Annotated in this window: 16 protein-coding genes and 1 pseudogene; 3 read left to right on the plus strand and 14 right to left on the minus strand. The window is 65.3% G+C overall.

The window, feature by feature from the left end:
• Positions 1-354 precede the first annotated feature (354 nt).
• Positions 355-672, minus strand: coding sequence for an antibiotic biosynthesis monooxygenase (locus RI841_RS05420; RefSeq protein ID WP_310704561.1), 318 nt, complete (start codon positions 670-672; stop codon positions 355-357).
• Between the two features lie 138 nt (positions 673-810).
• On the opposite strand from RI841_RS05420, the gene RI841_RS05425 reads away from it, so the two are divergent.
• Positions 811-1,398 carry a DUF4202 domain-containing protein gene (locus tag RI841_RS05425; protein WP_310704562.1) on the plus strand — a complete coding sequence of 196 codons (588 nt, stop codon included), beginning with the start codon at positions 811-813 and terminating at the stop codon, positions 1,396-1,398.
• Positions 1,399-1,455: 57 nt separating this feature from the next.
• Here RI841_RS05425 and RI841_RS05430 read toward each other — a convergent pair whose 3' ends face one another.
• From RI841_RS05430 to RI841_RS05445, 4 genes are all read right to left on the minus strand, one after another.
• Positions 1,456-2,649: an acetate/propionate family kinase gene (locus RI841_RS05430; RefSeq protein ID WP_310704563.1), complete on the minus strand. Its 1,194-nt coding sequence runs from the start codon at positions 2,647-2,649 to the stop codon at positions 1,456-1,458.
• A 16-nt stretch (positions 2,650-2,665) separates the two neighbouring features.
• Positions 2,666-4,090, minus strand: coding sequence for a bifunctional enoyl-CoA hydratase/phosphate acetyltransferase (locus RI841_RS05435; RefSeq protein WP_310704564.1), 1,425 nt, complete (start codon positions 4,088-4,090; stop codon positions 2,666-2,668).
• Positions 4,091-4,293: 203 nt separating this feature from the next.
• Entirely contained in the window at positions 4,294-5,349 is a 1,056-nt protein-coding gene (locus tag RI841_RS05440) for a C45 family peptidase (RefSeq protein WP_310704565.1), read from the minus strand.
• A 2-nt stretch (positions 5,350-5,351) separates the two neighbouring features.
• Complete coding sequence (locus RI841_RS05445; protein WP_310704566.1) at positions 5,352-6,116, minus strand: dienelactone hydrolase family protein; 765 nt, start codon at positions 6,114-6,116, stop codon at positions 5,352-5,354.
• 142 nt (positions 6,117-6,258) lie between these two features.
• Here RI841_RS05445 and RI841_RS05450 point away from each other — a divergent pair, with 142 nt between their 5' ends.
• Positions 6,259-7,473 carry an ABC transporter substrate-binding protein gene (locus RI841_RS05450; protein ID WP_405000915.1) on the plus strand — a complete coding sequence of 405 codons (1,215 nt, stop codon included), beginning with the start codon at positions 6,259-6,261 and terminating at the stop codon, positions 7,471-7,473.
• Positions 7,474-7,678: 205 nt separating this feature from the next.
• Here the strand turns inward: RI841_RS05450 and RI841_RS05455 are convergent, their stop codons facing one another.
• The 7 genes from RI841_RS05455 to typA form a co-directional block, all read right to left on the minus strand.
• Positions 7,679-8,980 carry a branched-chain amino acid ABC transporter permease gene (locus RI841_RS05455; RefSeq protein ID WP_310704567.1) on the minus strand — a complete coding sequence of 434 codons (1,302 nt, stop codon included), beginning with the start codon at positions 8,978-8,980 and terminating at the stop codon, positions 7,679-7,681.
• Complete coding sequence (locus tag RI841_RS05460; protein WP_310704568.1) at positions 8,980-9,984, minus strand: branched-chain amino acid ABC transporter permease; 1,005 nt, start codon at positions 9,982-9,984, stop codon at positions 8,980-8,982. The genes RI841_RS05455 and RI841_RS05460 overlap by 1 nt, the downstream gene beginning before the upstream one ends.
• A 30-nt stretch (positions 9,985-10,014) precedes the next feature.
• Entirely contained in the window at positions 10,015-10,719 is a 705-nt protein-coding gene (locus tag RI841_RS05465) for an ABC transporter ATP-binding protein (protein WP_310704569.1), read from the minus strand.
• An 88-nt stretch (positions 10,720-10,807) separates the two neighbouring features.
• Entirely contained in the window at positions 10,808-11,575 is a 768-nt protein-coding gene (locus RI841_RS05470) for an ABC transporter ATP-binding protein (RefSeq protein WP_310704570.1), read from the minus strand.
• A gap of 24 nt (positions 11,576-11,599) precedes the next feature.
• Positions 11,600-13,045, minus strand: a complete 1,446-nt coding sequence (locus RI841_RS05475) for a sodium-dependent transporter (RefSeq protein ID WP_310704571.1) — start codon at positions 13,043-13,045, stop codon at positions 11,600-11,602.
• Between the two features lie 128 nt (positions 13,046-13,173).
• Complete coding sequence (locus RI841_RS05480) at positions 13,174-13,491, minus strand: hypothetical protein (RefSeq protein WP_310704572.1); 318 nt, start codon at positions 13,489-13,491, stop codon at positions 13,174-13,176.
• 134 nt (positions 13,492-13,625) lie between these two features.
• Positions 13,626-15,476 carry a translational GTPase TypA gene (typA, locus tag RI841_RS05485; protein ID WP_310704574.1) on the minus strand — a complete coding sequence of 617 codons (1,851 nt, stop codon included), beginning with the start codon at positions 15,474-15,476 and terminating at the stop codon, positions 13,626-13,628.
• Positions 15,477-16,201: 725 nt separating this feature from the next.
• On the opposite strand from typA, the gene RI841_RS05490 reads away from it, so the two are divergent.
• Positions 16,202-16,894: a hypothetical protein gene (locus RI841_RS05490; RefSeq protein ID WP_310704575.1), complete on the plus strand. Its 693-nt coding sequence runs from the start codon at positions 16,202-16,204 to the stop codon at positions 16,892-16,894.
• A 193-nt stretch (positions 16,895-17,087) separates the two neighbouring features.
• On the opposite strand, the pseudogene RI841_RS05495 reads toward RI841_RS05490, so the two are convergent.
• Positions 17,088-17,419: pseudogene (locus tag RI841_RS05495) on the minus strand (transposase); the annotation flags it as partial.
• Positions 17,420-17,501: 82 nt separating this feature from the next.
• The coding region (locus RI841_RS05500; RefSeq protein ID WP_310704576.1) for a hypothetical protein at positions 17,502-18,746 on the minus strand (1,245 nt) is incomplete at its 5' end.

The raw sequence follows: 18,746 nt of genomic DNA on the forward strand, positions 1-18,746 counted from the left end.
CACCGATCGACAGGTCGAGCGCGCATACCTCGAGTCGCGCCCCGCCCGGACAGAAACCGACCCGGCAACGGTCAATATGCGACATTAACTACTTTGGCTGCTTGGTCTCGATTAAGGTGGCGAGTTCGGCGGGTAGTTGTCGTTAGCCTGAAGACAGGCTGCCATTGAGGTAGGTTGGAAAAGCTGTAGGCGCTTCAGCGCGGTGCTGCCGATCTTTCCATGCCCGGTGCGCTGGCGCTTACCGGGCCTACGCGGTCCTCTGGGGATTCGTTATCCTTCTGAAATATGGCGTCACGCCAGTCTGTGAAGAACCTTTTAGTTTTGGCCAACGCTCTTCACTGCCGCCCAGGCAGCTCAGTGTCTTTCGGGCGGCATTACCACCCACTCTGGCTCCTCGAACTCGCCAATCAGACGGATCTCGCAGCAGGGGGCCGCGCGGCGGATGATCTCTTTTACTGCCGGGTTCGGCTGGGCCTCCATGGCGTCGCGGCTGGCCTTGCTATCCCAGTGGGCGATGGCGATCAGGGTGGAGGGGTCGCCGATCTTGCGATGCAGCTCGGTGCCCCGTGCCCCCGGCGCCTGCTGGATGATCTCGCTGGCGCGGACCCACGCCTTGGCGTAGTCCTCGGCTTGATAGCCGTCGCGGATGTGCACCTCGAAGATATATTTCATGGTGCTTCTCCTCGTCGCTGTACCTCGGTCTTCCGGTCAGTGTATCCCGCCTCGGGCTTGCCTTCGCCCTGATCGGCATGTTCGCTGATAGGCTGTGAGCCAGCGGGAGCGATGCGCCGTCGATCACAAGGAGTGAACATGTCCGATACCCCCTATGCGAAGACCCTGGCCGCCCTGGATGCCCTGCATGCGGAGGATCCGCGCAGGGTGGAGGTAGACGGCGAGCCGGTGCCCCAGGAGCTGTGGCATGCCGGGCGCATGAGTGCCTGGCTGGAGCGGCTGCATGACCAGCCCGACGAGCTGGTGTGCCTGGCGGTGCGCGGCCAGCATCTGCAGCGCTGGGAGGTGCCGCGCAGCGATTACCCCGAGGGCCGGGTGGGCTATCTCACCTGGCGTCGCGACCAGGGTCAGCGCGCCGGCGAGACCACGGCACGGCTGATGCGCGAGGCGGGCTACTCCGCCGAGCAGGCCGAGGCGGTGGCGCGGATGATCCGCAAGCAGGGGCTGGGGCGTGACCCGGGCGCCCAGGCGGTGGAGGACTGCGCTTGCCTGGTGTTCCTGGAGAACTACTTCGGCGACTTCGCGAAGCAGATCGACCACGATCACCTGATCCGCATCGTGCAGATGACCTGGAAGAAGATGTCGCCGCAGGCCCATGAGCTGGCGCTGGCGCTGCCGATGACGACCGAGGCGCGCGGTCTGGTGGAGGAGGCGCTGGCGGGCTAGCGCCGACGCCTCGGGCGGGAAGGCGCCGGTCGCATGGTCAGCCGCTGTCGCAGCGGACTATGCCTGGCCGACCACCCGGGCGCTGTACCAGGCGATCATGCGCTCCTCGTCGGTAGGAATCACCCAGGTGCCGACACGGCTGTCGGCGGTGCTGATGCGGCTGGCATCGCGGCGGTTGGCGTCGGCGTCGAGCGTGAGGCCCAGCCACTCGCAGCCCTGGCAGATGGCTTCGCGCACCGGCCCGGCGCGTTCGCCGATGCCGGCGGTGAAGACCAGCTGGTCGAGACCGCCCAGGGCGGCAGCCAGGCTGCCGATCTCGCGCACGGCGCGGTAGGCATAGAGGGCTATCGCTTCGCGGGCCTCGGGCGCGGGGCTTTCGAGCAGCTCGCGCATGTCGCCGCTGATGCCGGAAACCCCGAGCAGGCCGGAGCGCTTGTAGAGTAGCTCGCTGACCTCGTCGACACTCATGCCTTCCTGCTGGATCAGGTGCAGCACCAGCCCGGGGTCGAGGCTGCCGCTGCGGGTGCCCATGGGCATGCCCTCGATGGCGGTGAAACCCATGGTGGTGGCCACGCTGGTGCCGTTGTGGATGGCACAGAGGCTGGAGCCGTTGCCCAGGTGGGCGACGATCACCCGCTCGCGCCGGGCCTCGCCCAGGTACTGGGGCAGCACCTGATTGATGTAGTCGTAGGAGAGGCCGTGGAAGCCATAGCGGACCAGGCCGCGTTCGGTCATCTCGTGGGGCAAGGCAAACTGACGGGCCACGTCGGGCTGGTCGGCATGAAACGCGGTGTCAAAGCAGGCCACCTGGGGCAGGTCGGGGTAGCGCTCGGCGAGCGGCGCTATGGGCGCCAGGCAGTAGGGCTGATGCAACGGTGCCAGCGATTCGAGCTCTTTCAGCGCTGCGGTGATCTCGGAGGTGAGTGCCACCGGGCGATGGTAGTCGCGGCCGCCGTGCACCACCCGATGCCCCACCACGGCAAGCGACAGCTCCGACAGGCTGTCGAGCCAGTGCAGCAGGCGCTCGAGGGCGCCGGGCAGGTCGAGTGTGGCGGGCAGATCGTCCATGGCCACGTCGACGGGCTGGCCCTCGTCGTCTTTCAGCGACAGCTTGGGCGTGCCGCCATTCAACCCGGAAAACTTGCCGCGATAGCGGGGCGTCAGGGTATCGAGCGATGTGGCACCCGTCAGTGGGTAGAGGGCAAACTTCAGGCTGGACGAGCCACTGTTGAGGGTGAGGATATGGCGCATGTCGGGCTCCGTTAACTCAGTCTTCCTGGCCGGGTGGGCTTTTCCGCTTCTGGCGGTCGGCCACCAGCAGGGCCAGGGCGCAGGAGGCCATGCGGGTGATGGCTTCGTCGGCGCGGCTGGTCAGGATGATGGGGACCCGGGCGCCCAGCACCAGCCCGGCGCCGGTGGCGTCGGCCAGGTAGGTCAGCTGCTTCATGAGCATGTTGGCCGCTTCCAGATCCGGGGCGACCAGGATGTCGGCCCGGCCGGCGACCGGCGATTCGATGCCCTTGGTGCGTGCGGCATCCTCGGAGATGGCGTTGTCGAAGGCCAGTGGGCCGTCGAGGGTGCCGCCTTCTATCTGGCCGCGGTCGGCCATCTTGCACAGGGCGGCGGCGTCCAGGGTCGAGGGCATCTTGGCATTGACGGTTTCCACGGCGGCAAGAATGGCGACCTTGGGATCGCGATTGCCCAGCGCGTGGGCCAGCTCGATGGCGTTGCGGACGATGTCGCGCTTTTCATCGAGGTTGGGCGTGATGTTGATGGCGGCATCGGTGATGAACAGCGGCCGTGGATAGGTCGGTACGTCGAAGGCCATGACGTGGCTGATGTTGCGCTCGGTGCGCAGGCCGCCATCGTGCTTGAGCACCTCGTGCATCAGCTCGTCGGTGTGCAGGGCGCCCTTCATGAGGGCCTCCGCGCGCCCCTCCCGCACCAGGGCCACACCGCGCTCCGCGGCGGCATGGCTGTGCGGCACGTCGATCAGTTCGATGTCGCTGATGTCGAGCTCGGCGTTTTCCGCCGCGGCGTGGATCTTGGCTTTCGGGCCGATCAGCAAGGGGATGATCAGGCCATGCTCGGCGGCGGCCACGGCGCCGGTCAGCGAGACGTCGTCCACGGGATGGACCACGGCGACGCAAATGGCGGGTGGGTGGTCGGCGGCGGAGAGGATCTCGTGCAGGCGGCCACGTTCGGCCAGGCGCACCGAGGGCATCACGGTGCGCGGCCGGCGGATCTTCTCCTTGGGCGCGAGCACCCGGGCCTCGCCCTCGATGACGACGTTTCCCTTCTGGTTCTCGCAGCGGCAGTCCAGGGTCACCTGTGAGCGGGCATCGTCCTTGGCAGAGACACGCACGCTGACCTTGAGCACGTCGCCCAGCGAGACCGGTTTCCGAAAGTTCAGCGTCTGCCCCAGGTAGAGGGTGCCGGGGCCAGGCAACTGGGTGCCCAGTACGGTGGAGATCAGTGCACCGCCCCACATACCGTGAGCGATGATTTCCTGGAAGCTGGAGCTGCGCGCGAAATCATCGTCCACATGGGATGGATTGACGTCCCCGGACATGATGGCGAACAGCTTGATGTCATCCAGGGTCAGGCGCTTTTCGAGGTGCGCTTCGTCGCCCACCTGGATTTCGTCGAAGGTGCGATTTTCGATATAGCGGTCGTCGTTTGGCGCATCCATGGTAGCAACTCCAGTGATGGGTATTGCGATGCAGCAAATACAGACTCCCATCATAGCCTGTCGTTGGCTACATTTCGTTGACCTGCATGGAATGCCGGCCAGGCCGACGTCTCCGCCGAGCCGGGATGCGACTCGTTACCTGTAACAAGTATTGTCGTTTGCATCTGTGCCGCATTTGTCTTGCACCAGGCGCCGGCGAACGGTCACTCGGCACCAAACTGCACGGTCAGGCTCTCGTCACTCTCGCAGGGCTTGCCGTGACGCAGGGTCAGGCGCCGCTCGCTAAGGTTCATGACGACCCCGAATAGCGTTTCCATGCGCTCCTCGGGGGGCTGGTCGGGGTTGAAGTGGCGGCAGATGGAGAGCGGCGCGTTGTCATGGTCACTGAGGATGGCGAACAGCTCACGCTCGCCGATCTTGCCCTCGGCGGGCAGCCGCTCGCGCAGCAGGGTATCCAGCCGCGCCAGGCGCGGGCGGGAGTCGGGGCGCGGAAAATCCTCGACCTGGCAGGTGGCGGCACGGGCATAGAGGTGGTTGGTGTGGGTGACCATGCCGTCCTCCGGGGCCAGCCGGCCCGGTTCGCCGGGGTGGACCTCCAGGCCGGCGGCCGTGCCGTCGGCGCTGGCGATCAGAAAATGGGCGGGCGAGCAGACGCGATCGCGGCTGGCCACGGCCACGGCGGCTTCCATGTCGGCGCTCTCGAGGATCTTGCGCAGGGCGACGTGGATGGGCAGCCCCTCGCCGCAGGTCCGCGAGCGGATAGCGTTGAGGCAGACCCCGATGCCGTGCTCGTTCATGCCGATCTTGGCCACCATGCCGGCCTCACCGATGCTGATCAGGGTGGGGGCATCGAGGCCGTTGATCTCCAGGGCCACCACGTTGTGCAGCTGGTCGGTGCGCCAGTCCCAGTTCTGGGCCAGCCACTGGGTGCCCTGACGATTCAGGGCGAAGGCGGAGCAGCCGCCGCTGGCCTGGGTCAGCGAGATCTCGCTGCGGCAGTTGAGGGTGAGGATGTCCGCGAAGTCGAGCCCGGCCCCGCGGGCGATGCCGTCCATCTCCTCGAGGATCGCCGGGAAGCCGCGCTCGATCATCGGCAGGAAGCGGCTGGCCGTCTGGCGCGCCGCGGCCCAGTCGAGCCCCGCGAAGTCCTGGAACAGCCGGTCGTAGACTTCGAGGCTGTGGGTGATTAACCCGGCGTGGGCGCGGCCGTGGGCCTCGCCGATCTCGCTGCGGCTGCCGGAGAGGGGAGTGATGTGCATGGTCACAGCACCTCGTCGAGCAGCCCGAGGAAGGCGGCCCAGGACGTCTCGTCGGCCCTCTGCTGGTAGCGGTCGCTGCCGAAGACGGTGAAGGCGTGGGGGGCGCCGGAGTAGATCTGTATCTCGTAGGTGACGCCGGCGGCCTCGAGCTCCTCGCCCAGGGTGGCGACGTCGTCCAGGGAGATCGACTGGTCGGCGCCGCCGTGGGCGACCAGGATCGGGGCGGTATCGTCGTCGTAGGACTGGCCCTCGGGGGTCGCCAGGCCGCCATGGAAGGTGGCATACCCGGCCACATCCGCTGTCTCGCCGGAACGGGCGAGCTCCAGCACCACGGCGCCGCCGAAGCAGTAGCCCATTACCACGGTGGGCCGGGCGGCCCCCTGGTCGCGGGCCTCGGCCAGGCCGGCCAGGGTCAGGGTGCGCATGCGTTCGCGGTCCTCGTAGAGGCGGGCGGTCTCGGCCTTCTTGGCATCGATCTCCGCCGGCCGATTGCCCTGGCCGTAGAGGTCGACGGCGAAGGCGTCATAGCCCTGTTCGGCGAGCATGTCGGCACGCTGGCGCTCGTAGTCATCGAGGCCGTCCCAGTCGTGGATGACCAGCACGGTCCCGCGAGCCTCGCCCTCGGCGGTGGCGAGATAGCCCTCGAAGGCTTCATCGGCGACGTCGTAGGTCACGTCCTGGCCGGTGGGCTCGAAGGCAAGGGCGCTGCCGGTGGCGAGGCCCAGGGTGGCGGCCAGGGTCAGGGTGGCGTGAAGCGGGTGGTTCATGGTGTGCCTCCAGGGTTGGTGGACGCCTGTCAGTATAGGCGCCGTCTCCGTGAACGTTGGCGAGGCGAGCTTGTGTTCTGCGGAGAAGGGTTCCAGATTGTGTGGGTGTGTAACGCAAGCAACCTGAGCGAGACAAACAATCATGAAAAAACACGTACTGGCGATGGCAGTCGCCGCGTCCACGGTGGCCCTTTCCGGCATGGCCCAGGCCGAGGTCAAGATCGGTTTCCTGGGTGGCTTTACCGGCGGGATCGAGAGCCTGACCCCGCCGATCTTCGACGGTGCCCAACTGGCGGTGACCCAGATCAATGAGCAGGGTGGTCTTCTCGATGGCCAGATGATCGAGATGCCCACCGGTGATACCACCTGTTCCGATGCCTCGGCGGCCTCCAACGCAGCCGACCGCATGGTCAACACCGAGCAGGTCACGGCCATCGTCGGGGCCCTGTGCACCGGCGCTACCATCGCAGCGGCCAACAACGCCGCCATCCCCGGCGGGGTGGTGATGGTCTCGCCGGCCTCCACGGCCCCGGCGGTCAGCGAGCTGGACGACAACGACCTGGTGTTCCGCACCGTGCCCTCGGATGCCTTCCAGGGCGAGATGCTGGCCAAGCTGCTGATCGAGAAAGGCATCGACGAGGTGGCGGTCACCTACGTCAACAATGACTATGGTCAGGGCCTGTCCGACGCCTTCACCACGACCTTCGAGGCCGAGGGCGGCACGGTCGCCGCGAACCTGGCCCACGAGGATAACCGCGCCGACTACCGTTCCGAGCTCGGTACCCTCTCGTCCACCGGCGTGCCGAACCTGGTGGTGCTGGCCTATGCCGACACCTCCGGCCAGACGGTACTGCGCCAGGCCTACGAGAGCGGCATGTTCACCCAGTACGTGGGGGCCGACGGCATGGTCGGCAACAGCCTGGTGGATGCCGTGGGCGCGGATGTGCTCGAGGGCATGATCGCGACCCGGCCGGGCAGCCCGGACTTGCCCGGTACCGCCATGTTCGCCGAGGCCGCCGGTGAGGCCGATGTCGACCCGGATGCGGTCTTTGCGGCTCAGGCCTACGACGCCGCCTTCCTGCTGGCGCTGGCCATGGAGCAGAATGGCAGCGCCGAGCGTGAGGGGCTCTCCGCGGCGCTGCGCAGCGTTGCCACCGCCCCCGGCGAGGTGATCCTGCCCGGCGAGTGGGAAAAGGCAGTGGAGCTGATCGCCGCCGGCACCGAGATCAACTATCAGGGTGCCTCGGGCACTCACGAGTTCGACGAGAATGGTGACGTTCCGGGCATCGTGGTCGAGATGGTTGTCGAGGACGGCGAGTTCGTTCAGGTCGGCGAGCTCGAGGCCGACGACGCCTGAGGCGTCGGTCGCGAAGGCACGAGGCCCCGGCGGGCAACCGCCGGGGCCTTTGCATTGGTGCATCGCAGACTGGCGTGATGCTTGACCGTGCGATACCGGCCGGCCATCCGACCGTAGGCCCGGTAAGCGCCAGCGCACCGGGCATGATACGCCGGATGCGCCTTCGGCTTATCCAGCCTACGCGACTTACGGCTTACATACTGGGTCACCCGTGGTGACGGACCTTCTCGGGCAGCAGACCCTTGGGCGCATAGCGCAGCACCAGGGTGATCAGCAGGCCGATTACGAAGACCCGCGCCTGCAGGGCTCGACTATCCATGTTGGTGGGTGCTTCCCAGCCGAAAGTGCCCTCGCCGAAGGTGACGACCAGTTCCATCAGGAACAGGGCCATTGGCCCAGACATGATCCAGATGATGTAGACCGCCACCGCACCGAAGATGGTGCCGAGATTGTTGCCGGGCCCGCCGAGGATGACCATGACCAGCACCAGGAAGGTGTGGTTGAGCGGCAGGTACCCCTGGGGGTCGAACATGCTGTTGAAGCTGGCCAGGGCCGCCCCGCCGATGCCCATCAGGATGCAGCCCAGCACGAAGATCTCGAGGCGACGCTTGTTGATGTCCTTGCCCATGGCGGCGGCGGAGATCTCGTTGTCGCGGATTGCGCGGATCATGCGTCCCCAGGGCGCGTGGTAGGCGCGGGTCAGCAGGAAGAAGATGACCGCGATCATCACCGCGGTGACCGAGAAGTAGAGGGCACGAGCCAGGGTGAACCCGACCTCGGCCGGCCCCGGTACCGGCCAGGGGAGCGGCGAGACGGTTGCGGTGCCGCGGGTCAGCCAGTCGGAGTTCTTGAAGAAGGCCTTGATGATCTCGGCGATGCCCAGGGTGGCGATGGCCAGATAGTCGCTGCGCAGCCCCAGGCAGACGCGGCCAATGAAGTAGCCGACGCCTCCGGCCAGCGCCCCACCGACGATCCAGCCGACGCCGACCGGCAGGCCCAGGCCGCCGATGAAGCCGGCGCGGGATTCGATCTGATCGGTCACGCCGCGGAAGGCATTGACCACCACCAGGTAGAGCACCACCCCGAGGACGATGGCGATGACGGTACGCAGCTTTTTCGGCACGCCGAGCCGGTCGAGCCGGGTGCCGCCGACTACCACCAGCACGGCGGCGACCATGTAGAACAATGCCAGGCCCAGCTCACCGGGCAGCTCGCTCTCCCAGAAGTCTGGATTGACCGGAAAGCTGAAGAGCATGGCACAGAAGCCGCCCAGGGCCACGAAGCCCATCACACCGGCGTTGAACTGGCCGGCATAGCCCCATTGGATGGTCAGGCCCAGCGCCAGGATGGCGTAGCAGGCGGCCTCCACCAGCATGCGAGTGCTGTAGGCCGGCCCCATCGCGGCATAGACGCTCAGGACGGCGACCAGCACGGCAGCGAAGAGAATGACTTCGCGCAGCGGGAAGCGGCGCGGCGTGGCGACGGTATCGGCGCGTTTGGTATCCATCAGATCACCTTGCCCTTGAAGATGCCGGTGGGACGCCACACCAGGATGACGACCAGGATGAAGAAGGGCACCACGATCTTGTACTCGGTGCCGACGAAGGCCAGGTTGCCGGACTGGGTCAGCCACTCCGGCAGGCTGTCGCGGAAGGGCCGCAGCATCACGCTCCAGTTGAAGACGGCAAGGGTCTCGGCGAAGCCGACCACGAAGCCGCCGGCGACGGCGCCATAGGGGTGGCCCACGCCGCCGACAATGGCGGCGGCAAAGATCGGCAGCAGCAGGAAGAAGCTGAGGTCGGGCTTGAAGGTCACATCCAGCGACAGCAGGGTGCCGGCGATGGCGGCCAGCCCTCCGGCGATCACCCAGGTCACGGCGACGATGGTGTTGGTGTTGATGCCCGAGGCCTGGGCCAGGTCGGGATTGTCGGACATGGCACGCATCGCCTTGCCCAGCCGTGAGCGGTTGAGGAAGACATGCAGCCCGACGACGGCGACAAGGGTGATCACGAAGAGATAGAGCTGCGGTTCGGTGATCACCACCGGGGCTCGCACGCCCTCGAAGGGCAGGGCGAGGCGGAAGATCTCCTTGCGGTCATCGACATAGAGGCTTTGACCGCTGGTGCCCGCAAACAGCCGGATCAGGCCCTGAAGCATCAGCGTCACCCCCAGCGAGCCGATGACCAGCACGATCGGCTTGACGCCGTGGGCGCGCAGCGGCTTGTAGAACGCCTTGTCGATGCCCACCGCGAGCAGCGCGGTGAGCACCATGGCCAGCGGCAGCAGGACCAGCGCAGAGGGCACGCCGAAGGCGGCGCCCGCCCCGGGGAAGGCGGTGGTCAGCAACAGCACCATGAAGGCGCCGAAGGTCATCATGTCGCCATGGGCGAAGTGAGCGAAGCGCATGATGCTGAAGATCAGCGTCACGCCCACCGCGCCGATGGCGTAGATCGAGCCACTCACGCTGCCGGCGATTACCACGTTGTTGATAAAGAAGACGAGTTCGTTCACGGGAGGGTTCTCCAGTACAGGCTCCGGGGGCTAGCCACCGAGGAAGCTCTTGGCGACTTCCGGGTCGGCCAGCAGGGCGGCACCGGTATCGGTGAAACGGTTCTGGCCAGCGGCCAGCACGAAGCCCCGGTCGGCGATGGACAGGGCCTGCTTGGCGTTCTGCTCGACCATCAGGATGCCCACGCCGGCCGAGTTGACCAGCTTTACCTGCTCGAAGATCTCGTTCATGTAGAGTGGCGAGAGGCCGGCGGTGGGCTCGTCGAGCAGCAGCAGGCTGGGCTCGGCCATCAGCGCCCGGCCCATGGCCACCATCTGTCGCTGGCCACCGGAGAGCTCGCCGGCGGGCTGGTGGCGCTTGTCATGGAGCGGCGGGAAGAAGTCATAGACCTGCCCCAGCATGCGCTTGACGTTGCCGGGCTTGAGGAAGGCGCCCATCTCCAGGTTCTCCTTCACCGTGAGGCTCGGGAAGACGTTCTTCTCCTGGGGGACGAAGCCCATGCCTTGCTGCACCAGCTTGTTGGGCGGCAGGTTGTGGATCGGCTTGCCACGCAGCAGGATCTCGCCCTGGTTGACGTGGAGCAGGCCGAAGATGGCCTTGAGCATGGTGGACTTGCCGGCGCCGTTGGGGCCGACGATCACGCCGATCTCGTCGGCCTCGATGGCCATGTCCACCCCGTTGAGGATGTTCATGCCGCCGTAGCCACCGTGCACGTCGCGTGCGTCGAGTAATGGCATTGTCAGATGTTCTCTGCGTTCGTTTTCGTTGTTGGAAAGCGCTGGACTGCGCTGTCCGGGAGCCTGCCCTCGGGCGGTGGCTCTTCCGTCAGGACGCGGCGCCGAAGTAGGCCTCGATGACCTGCGGGTTGTTCTGGATCTCCTCGATCGAGCCCTCGACCATCACGCTGCCCTGGGCGAGCACGATCACCGGATCGCAGAGTCGGGCGATCATGTCCATGTCGTGCTCGATGACCAGGAAGGTGTAGCCCATCTCGCGGTTGAGCCGCTCGATGTTGGTCACCAGCTCGCCGAGCAGGGTGCGGTTGACGCCGGCGGCGATCTCGTCGAGCAGCACCACCCGGGCGTCGGTCATCATGGTGCGGCCGAGCTCCAGCAGCTTCTTCTGGCCACCGGAGAGATTGCCGGCCAGCTCGTTGCGCACGTGGTGCAGGCCGATGAAATCGATCACCTCCAGTGCCCGGCGGCGCACATCGGCCTCCTGCATACCCACCAGGGTGGGCTTGAACCAGGCGTTGAACAGGCTCTCGCCGGCCTGGGCAGGTGGCACCATCATGAGGTTCTCCAGCGCCGTCATATGAGCAAATTCGTGGGCGATCTGGAAGGTGCGCAGCAGTCCCTTGTGAAACAGCTCATTGGCGGGCCGGTTGGTGATCTCCTCGTCGTCGAGCAGGATCCGGCCGCTGTCCAGCGGCAGGGCCCCGGCGATGATGTTGAACAGCGTCGACTTGCCGGCGCCGTTGGGGCCGATCAGGCCGGTGATCGAGCCCTGCTCCACCTGGATCGAGCAGTCATTGATGACCTTGAGGCCACCGAAGGCCTTGTGGACGTGCTGGACGTCGATGATGGCTGCCATGTCGGATTCCGTCGGTTGTTGTTCCTATAGGTCCTGGGTGTTGTCGGCCAGGAAGGTGCGGCCGGCGGCGAAGGCGCCGACGATCACCACGGCGCCGATGGCCGAGGTCAGGTAGCCCTCTACCTGCGGAATGCTGCGCAGGAAGACGAAGGCGACCGCCGCGGGGGCCACGAAGCGCACCAGGAACCGCCAGATGCGGAACCAGCGCTCGTTGGTGCGCATCTCCTTCATCACCTCGGAGTGGGTCAGCGCCCAGCCGGCGAAGAGCGCGATCAAAAGCCCCCCCAGCGGCATGAAGATATTGGTCAGTAGCTCGATGAGGTCGAAGGCGCTGCGTCCGAACAGGACGTGAAAGATCGTGCCCTCGGCCCAGAGGTTGAAGCTGAGCACGGTGAGCAGCCCCAGCGCCCAGCTGGCGATGACCATGATCGTCACGGCCTGGGGCCGGGTCATGTCGAAACGCTCGACCAGGAAGGCCGCCACCGGCTCGATCAGCGAGATCGAGGAGCTGATGGCCGCGCCCAGCACCAGGATGAAGAAGGTGCCGCCGATCAGTGCGCCGCCGGGCATCTCGGCGAAGGCCAGCGGCAGGGTGACGAACATCAACCCCGGTCCCTCCCCAGGGTTGAGCCCGGCACCGAAGACCAGCGAGAAGATCGCCAGGCCGGCGACCATGGCGACGGCGGTGTCGACCACGGCAATGGCGAAGGCGGTGCGGGTCAGCGAGGCTTCGCCGGACATGTAGGCGCCATAGGCCATGATGGCGCCCATGCCCAGGCTCAGCGTGAAGAAGGACTGGCCCATGGCCTGCAGCCAGCCCTCCAGGCTGAGATCGGCGAGGTTGAAGGTGAACAGGAAGTCGGCGGCGGCGGCGAAGTCGCCGATGATGGCGCCGTAGCCCAGCACCACCAGCAGGATCACGAACAGCGAGGGCATCAGCACGCGCAGCCCTGTCTCGATGCCCTTGTGGATGCCGAGGCCCACGATCAGCGCCGAGGCGGCAATGAACAGGGTGTGATAGAGCGTCAGCAGCGCGGGCGAGGCGAGCAGGGCATCGAAGTTCTGGCCCACGTCGGCGGCGGCCACGTCGATCATGGAGCCGGTGAACATCAGCCCGGTGTAGTGGATCGCCCAGCCGGCGATCACCGAGTAGAAGCTCAGGATCAGGAAAGCCGAGGTGGCGCCCAGCCAGCCGATGGTCTCCCAGGCGCGCGAGGTGTTGTGGGTATGGGTCAGGAAGCGCATGCCCATGATCGGGCTGCGGCGGCTGTTGCGCCCCAGCATGATCTCGGCAATCAGGATGGGGATGCCCACCGCGAAGATGGTCAGAGCATAGACCAGGATGAAGGCCCCGCCGCCGTTCTCGCCGGTCAGGTAGGGGAAGCGCCAGAGGTTGCCGAGCCCGACGGCCGAGCCGACGGCAGCCAGCAGGAAGGTGCCCTTGTGAGTCCAGACGTTGTGCGTGCTCATGGGGATCCAGGATTGCCTTGGTTGGCCTTGTGGGCCTGCCCCCCAACTTTGCGGCACAAGGCCCCTGCCTGGCTAGTCGGCCTCCGTTTAGGGGCCGTTGGCGGCGGGGATGGTATCCGCGCGCGCAATTACTCCGGGTCCTTTTCGGGGGCGCTGGGTTCGGGCTCCAGGGCGCGGCAGGCATCCGGCAGGCGCACGGTGTCGCCGAGGGCGAGCTTGCCGTGTGACTTCATGCGCCGTCCGTTGTCGGCGGCGATCAGGGCCGCCACCTCGCCGATACTGGTGCCGTCGACCCAGGCCTCGACCTTCACCCGGACGATGGTGCCCTGGTAGCGGGCCGAGAGGATGTCGCCGGGGCGCGGTTCGGCGAGCTGCTCGGGATGGCTGGCGAAATGCTCCAGCACGCTGTCGCGGCCGGGGGCGTCCCACTCTACGTGCTTGTGCATGTGGGTTCTCCTTCGGGCGGGTGGACTTCCAGCCTCCAGCATAGTCGCCGATGCAGTGAACGACAGCACGCCGCGAGTGGAAACGAGAGAGCCCGCCGGATGGCGGGCTCTGGGGGCGACATGGGCCGCGAACGTTACTTCTTGCCGGCGCGCTTGCGCTCGTTCTCGGTCAGGTGCTTCTTGCGCAGGCGGATGTGGTTCGGGGTGATCTCGACCAGCTCGTCGTCATCGAGGAACTCGATGGCCTGCTCGAGGCTGAAGTTCACCGGCGGCGTGAGCACGATGTTCTCGTCGTTGCCCGAGGCACGCATGTTGTCGAGCTTCTTGCCCTTGGTGGGATTGACCACCATGTCGTTGGCGCGGTTGTTGATGCCGATCAGCATGCCCTCGTAGACCTCGGTGCCGTGGTCGATGATCAGCTTGCCGCGCTCCTGCAGGGCGTAGAGGGCGTAGGCCAGGGCCTTGCCGGAGACCATGGAGACCAGCACGCCGTTGCGACGCTCGATGGAGGCATCGGGCTTGAGCGGGCCGTAGTGGTCGAAGCGGCTGGTGAGGATGCCGGTGCCGGAGGTCAGGGTCAGGAACTGGCCACGGAAGCCGATCAGCCCGCGGGCGGGAATGATGAAGTCGAGGCGCACGCGGCCCTTGCCGTCCGGGTTCATGTTGAGGAGTTCGCCCTTGCGATAGCCGAGCTCCTCCATGATGGCGCCCTGGTGCTGCTCCTCGCAGTCGATGATCACTTCCTCGTAGGGCTCCTGCTTCTCCCCGTCGATCTCGCGGATGATCACCTCGGGACGCCCCACGGCAAGCTCAAAGCCCTCGCGGCGCATGGTCTCGATCAGCACCGAGAGGTGCAGCTCGCCACGGCCGGAGACCTTGAACTTCTCCGGGGTCTCGCCCTGCTCGACGCGTAGCGCCACGTTGTGGATAAGCTCCTGGTCGAGCCGGTCCTTGATGTTGCGGCTGGTGACGAACTTGCCGTCCTTGCCGGCGAAGGGGGAGTCGTTGACCTGGAAGCTCATCGAGACGGTGGGCTCGTCCACGGAGAGGGGCGGCAGCGCCTCGACGGCGGCCGGGTCGCACAGGGTGTCGGAGATCGCCAGGTTGTCGATGCCGGTGATGCAGACGATGTCGCCGGCGGTGGCCTCGTCGGTCTGCACGCGCTCCAGGCCCATGTGGGTCATCACCTGGCCGATCTTGCCCTTGCGGGTGTTGCCTTCCTTGGTGATGACGGTGACCTGCTGGTTGGGCTTCACCGAGCCGCGCGTGATACGGCCCAGGCCGATGACGCCGACATAGCTGTTGTAGTCCAGCGCAGAGATCTGCATCTGGAAGGGGCCATTGAGCTCGACCTTGGGCGGCTCGACGATATCGACGATGGACTGGAACATGGGGGTCATGTCCTCGGCCAGCTCCTCGGGATCCGGCCCGGCGATGCCGTTCAGCGCCGAACAGTAGATGATCGGAAAGTCGAGCTGGTCGTCGCTGGCGCCGAGATTGTCGAACAGGTCGAAGATCTGGTCGATGACCCAGTCCGGGCGGGCGCCGGGACGGTCGATCTTGTTGACCACCACGATGGGCTTGAGGCCCTGGTCGAAGGCCTTCTGGGTGACGAAGCGGGTCTGTGGCATGGGGCCGTCGACCGCGTCCACCAGCAGCAGCACGGAATCGACCATGGACATGACGCGCTCGACCTCGCCGCCGAAGTCGGCGTGTCCCGGCGTGTCGACGATGTTGATGTGGTAGTACTGGCCGTCGGGGGCCTGCCAGCGGATCGCCGTGTTCTTGGCCAGGATGGTGATGCCGCGTTCCTTTTCCTGGTCATTGGAGTCCATGATGCGCTCCTGCCCCTCGGCCTTGCGGTCGAGCGTGCCGGATTGGCTGAGCAGTTTGTCGACCAGGGTGGTCTTGCCGTGGTCGACGTGAGCGATGATGGCGATGTTCCTGAGAGCGTCTATATTTGAAGGACTTACGGTCGTGCTCATAAGGTGTGACTCGCTTGTATGTACGCACCTATGTACACGTTTTGGAAAGTACCCTAGGCGCGGGGCAGGGATGTAGGGCGCGCATTGTACAGACTACCAGCGCCTAGGAGTAGCAGAATGATCTCCCTTCCGAACTGGTGCCGGACGCAAGCGGCTCGCTACCGTTCCGGTTGGCCATCCTGCCAGTGAGCTAAGTCACGTACCTAGGAGGCCTTGCTCGGCGGCGACCTACGCGAGGGTGAACAGCCAGCCGGGTCGCCGCATCGCCATTGAAGGTCTCGAGGGCGTGCAGGAAGGCTGATAGCTCGCCGGCGGCGGACACCTCGTGGAAGCGCCGCTCGGCCTGCGGCGGGGCGGTGTAAATCATCGCGTGTATCGAGGATGCCGAAGTGATCGAGCAGATCCTAACCCCTCTGGATACGGGAAAGCGGCCGACCCCCCAGCCCGGTGATGGCCGCCATGCCGTGCGCCGCCGCAGCAAGGACTGTTCAATTGACCGGGACGACCCCACTACTACCCTTCGGGCTGCGACGTCTACGTCGCGGCTGGCCGGGTATTGCCTATACTCCGGCAGAGAAGGTTGAGTGTCGCGAATTTTTGCCAGGAAGTGCTTCAGGGGAAAGCCTCCACAATCCCCAGCCAGTGGCGCCGTTTCTACCGTTGACGTCGCTTCACTGCCACGAGTGTTGCGCTGCACCTTGCCCATGGACTCCAGGAGAGACGCAATGTACCTATCTTGCGCGCGAGCGATACTGATCGGCGTCGGCCTCTGCACCGCTGGAGCCGCCCTCGCAGAGACGTCGGTGCCTCCGGTGTCGACGGTTCCAGAAGTTGAGGCCGGGGAGCTTTTCCCTCTGGTCCCCGGTGAAAGCACGTTCGAGGTGGTGGACGGAGACGGAGAGGGACGGCAGGTCGTGCTGGAACAGCGTTCCGTAGATGGTGAAGGCCGCTGGGAAGTTCGATTTGGCGACTATAACATCCTCCATCTTTCCGTGCTCCGGGATGGCAGCGTGCTGCTCACCGGTCTGGACGTGCTGACGAAAGGCCAGACTGTGCTGTACGAGCCGCCCGTGGTGCTGCTACCCAACAGGATTGTGCCCGACCGGACATGGAGCGCCTCTGGCGGGGCTACGGTCGTTAACAGAGAGACGCGAGAGATTGTATACACGGGTGAGTACCAGCACCGAGTCATGCCCATCACTCGAGAGCGGTACGCGACCCCGGCGGGTGATTACGAAGGTTTCCTGGTGCCGATTGAGCAGACCATCGATCTTGAGGCTCAGGCGGTGATCCGGTTGTGGCTCGACCTCGGCTTCTTCCCAGGGAAAGGTCTGGTGAAACGTTCGATGAAGTTCGTCGTCGACAAACCCTTGTGGTTCGGCTCGACCACACGGCGCACGGCAGAGCTCGTCCGTTAGGGCCAGCCTTTGATGACCGGCTGCAGGGGAGCCTTCCGAAGCGCCCGGACGATGGGCTCAGATTCTGTCGCTCTCGCGTTAGCAGTTGGCAGCCGTGCCCGCCGACCTCTGTTGTGGTCGCCTTGTCTGCTGCGTGGATCGTGGTGCCGCCGGGTATAAAACCAAGGCCGCCAGCTGCAGAAGACCTTCATGCACGACGCAGCGTGGTGGTATCGCTGAGATCAATCCAGCCCATGGCCCGTTGTAACACCACGGTGCGGAGTTGACTGGCCAAGCTGTGGCGGACGCGATCCGGGTCGCGCTGTCGACCAGGTGACCCTCAAGGGCGGTGATCACGCCGCTGTTGTCGAGGGCTTCGCGCAGCAGCAAGGCACCGCTGTCGCTGGTGGTGCGCTGGCCATCAAGATCAACGCGGATGGACCCGTTGCAGGACAGAATCCAGGGAGATACGCTTTCACCCATAGCGAATGGTCTTCTGGAATCAAATTCTTGGTGGAACGCACTGATTTCTCTAGAGAATAGCATTCGCTATGTTCGTTTCAGGCTTGCCTCATGAATAAGCCGGGTTGAAAATAGCTAGCTGATTTTAATCAATAAGTTACAGATTCTATCTGTCGAGCTCGGGAGGGGGAAGCTCGGTTTGGCGCCTGGCCCGAATGTTGGGGACCACTTCTTCCATGAAGTGGGGGGCGGGATGAGTCGATGCCGTTGGCGATGATCGCCATACTGTTAGATTGACGCCGCTGATGAAGGTGCCATCGCCTGAGACGTTCAGCTCCCTTGTGCCGCTATCGCTCAGGCTAAGACGTTGCAGTTGCGGCGGTGAGATTCTCAACCGGTAATCCCCGGCGATGACCCCTGGCACAATATAGAAACCGTCCCAACTGCTTGTTGTCTGGGCCACTATTTCTTGCCGGTCGTTCAGTAATTCCAGCTCAATATCACCGACACCGCGCTCGACACCGTCCTCCAGCAGATAGACCGTGCCATCGATTTCCGTGGTCATGCGCACCGGGAACTCCAGGCTGGCCACGCTGCCCGGGCGCGGTACCAGCCTCAATCCTTCGATCGCCGGTGCCCATTGCGGGTCTATCAGCGTCGCGGTGTCTATCCCGATGTCGAGATGCTGCTTCACCGGCAAGTGATCAACATAGGCGATACCTTCCGCATCCGTGCGTGCCCGGTGCCTGGCGCCGTTGACCATGAATCCAGCCCCCTGCAGCGGCTCCTCATTGGCGTCCATTACGCCATCGTGATTGTCGTCCAGGAACACGCGAACGGAAGCGGCGCCAGTGTTCGCCACCGGCCGGGCACCGAATCGCCAGTCGGAGCGCCGATCATCCCGGCCCATCGCAATAAACAATTGCGCCCCTAGAGCGATATCTCCTGTGTCTATATAGCTGGCATTAACACCCAACCCGAAGCGTCCCAGGCTTTTGGTAAAGCCGGCGGAATAACGGGTTTCGGGGGAGGCGAAGGTGTGGGCTATACCCAGGGTCCCGCGATAGCCATCTGCTAGATACTTCTCGGCGGAGAGGGCTAACGAGGAAATGTCACGCTCGGAGCCCAGCTCGTAATCGATCTGGCCACGCAAACTCATGTCGCGTACGCGGCGACTGACCTGCAGGCTGCCGGTAGTGTGCTCGATGTCATCGGAGGCGCGCCAGCGAAGGGTGTTGGTGAGGGCCGTGCGATACACATAAGCGGAAACGCGGGCGCTGACATCGGTACTGGTCCTGCCGGACTCCCGTTCGTCCCGCGTGGCCTCGAGGGTGACGGGCATGCGTGAGCGCGACGTCAGCGGAAGGGAGCCTCTGAATCGAAGCGCATCACGGGTGCGAATGGGGTCGCT

Origin of the sequence: Halomonas sp., from assembly GCF_031581305.1 — a bacterium.
Classification (GTDB): Bacteria; Pseudomonadota; Gammaproteobacteria; order Pseudomonadales; family Halomonadaceae; genus Halomonas.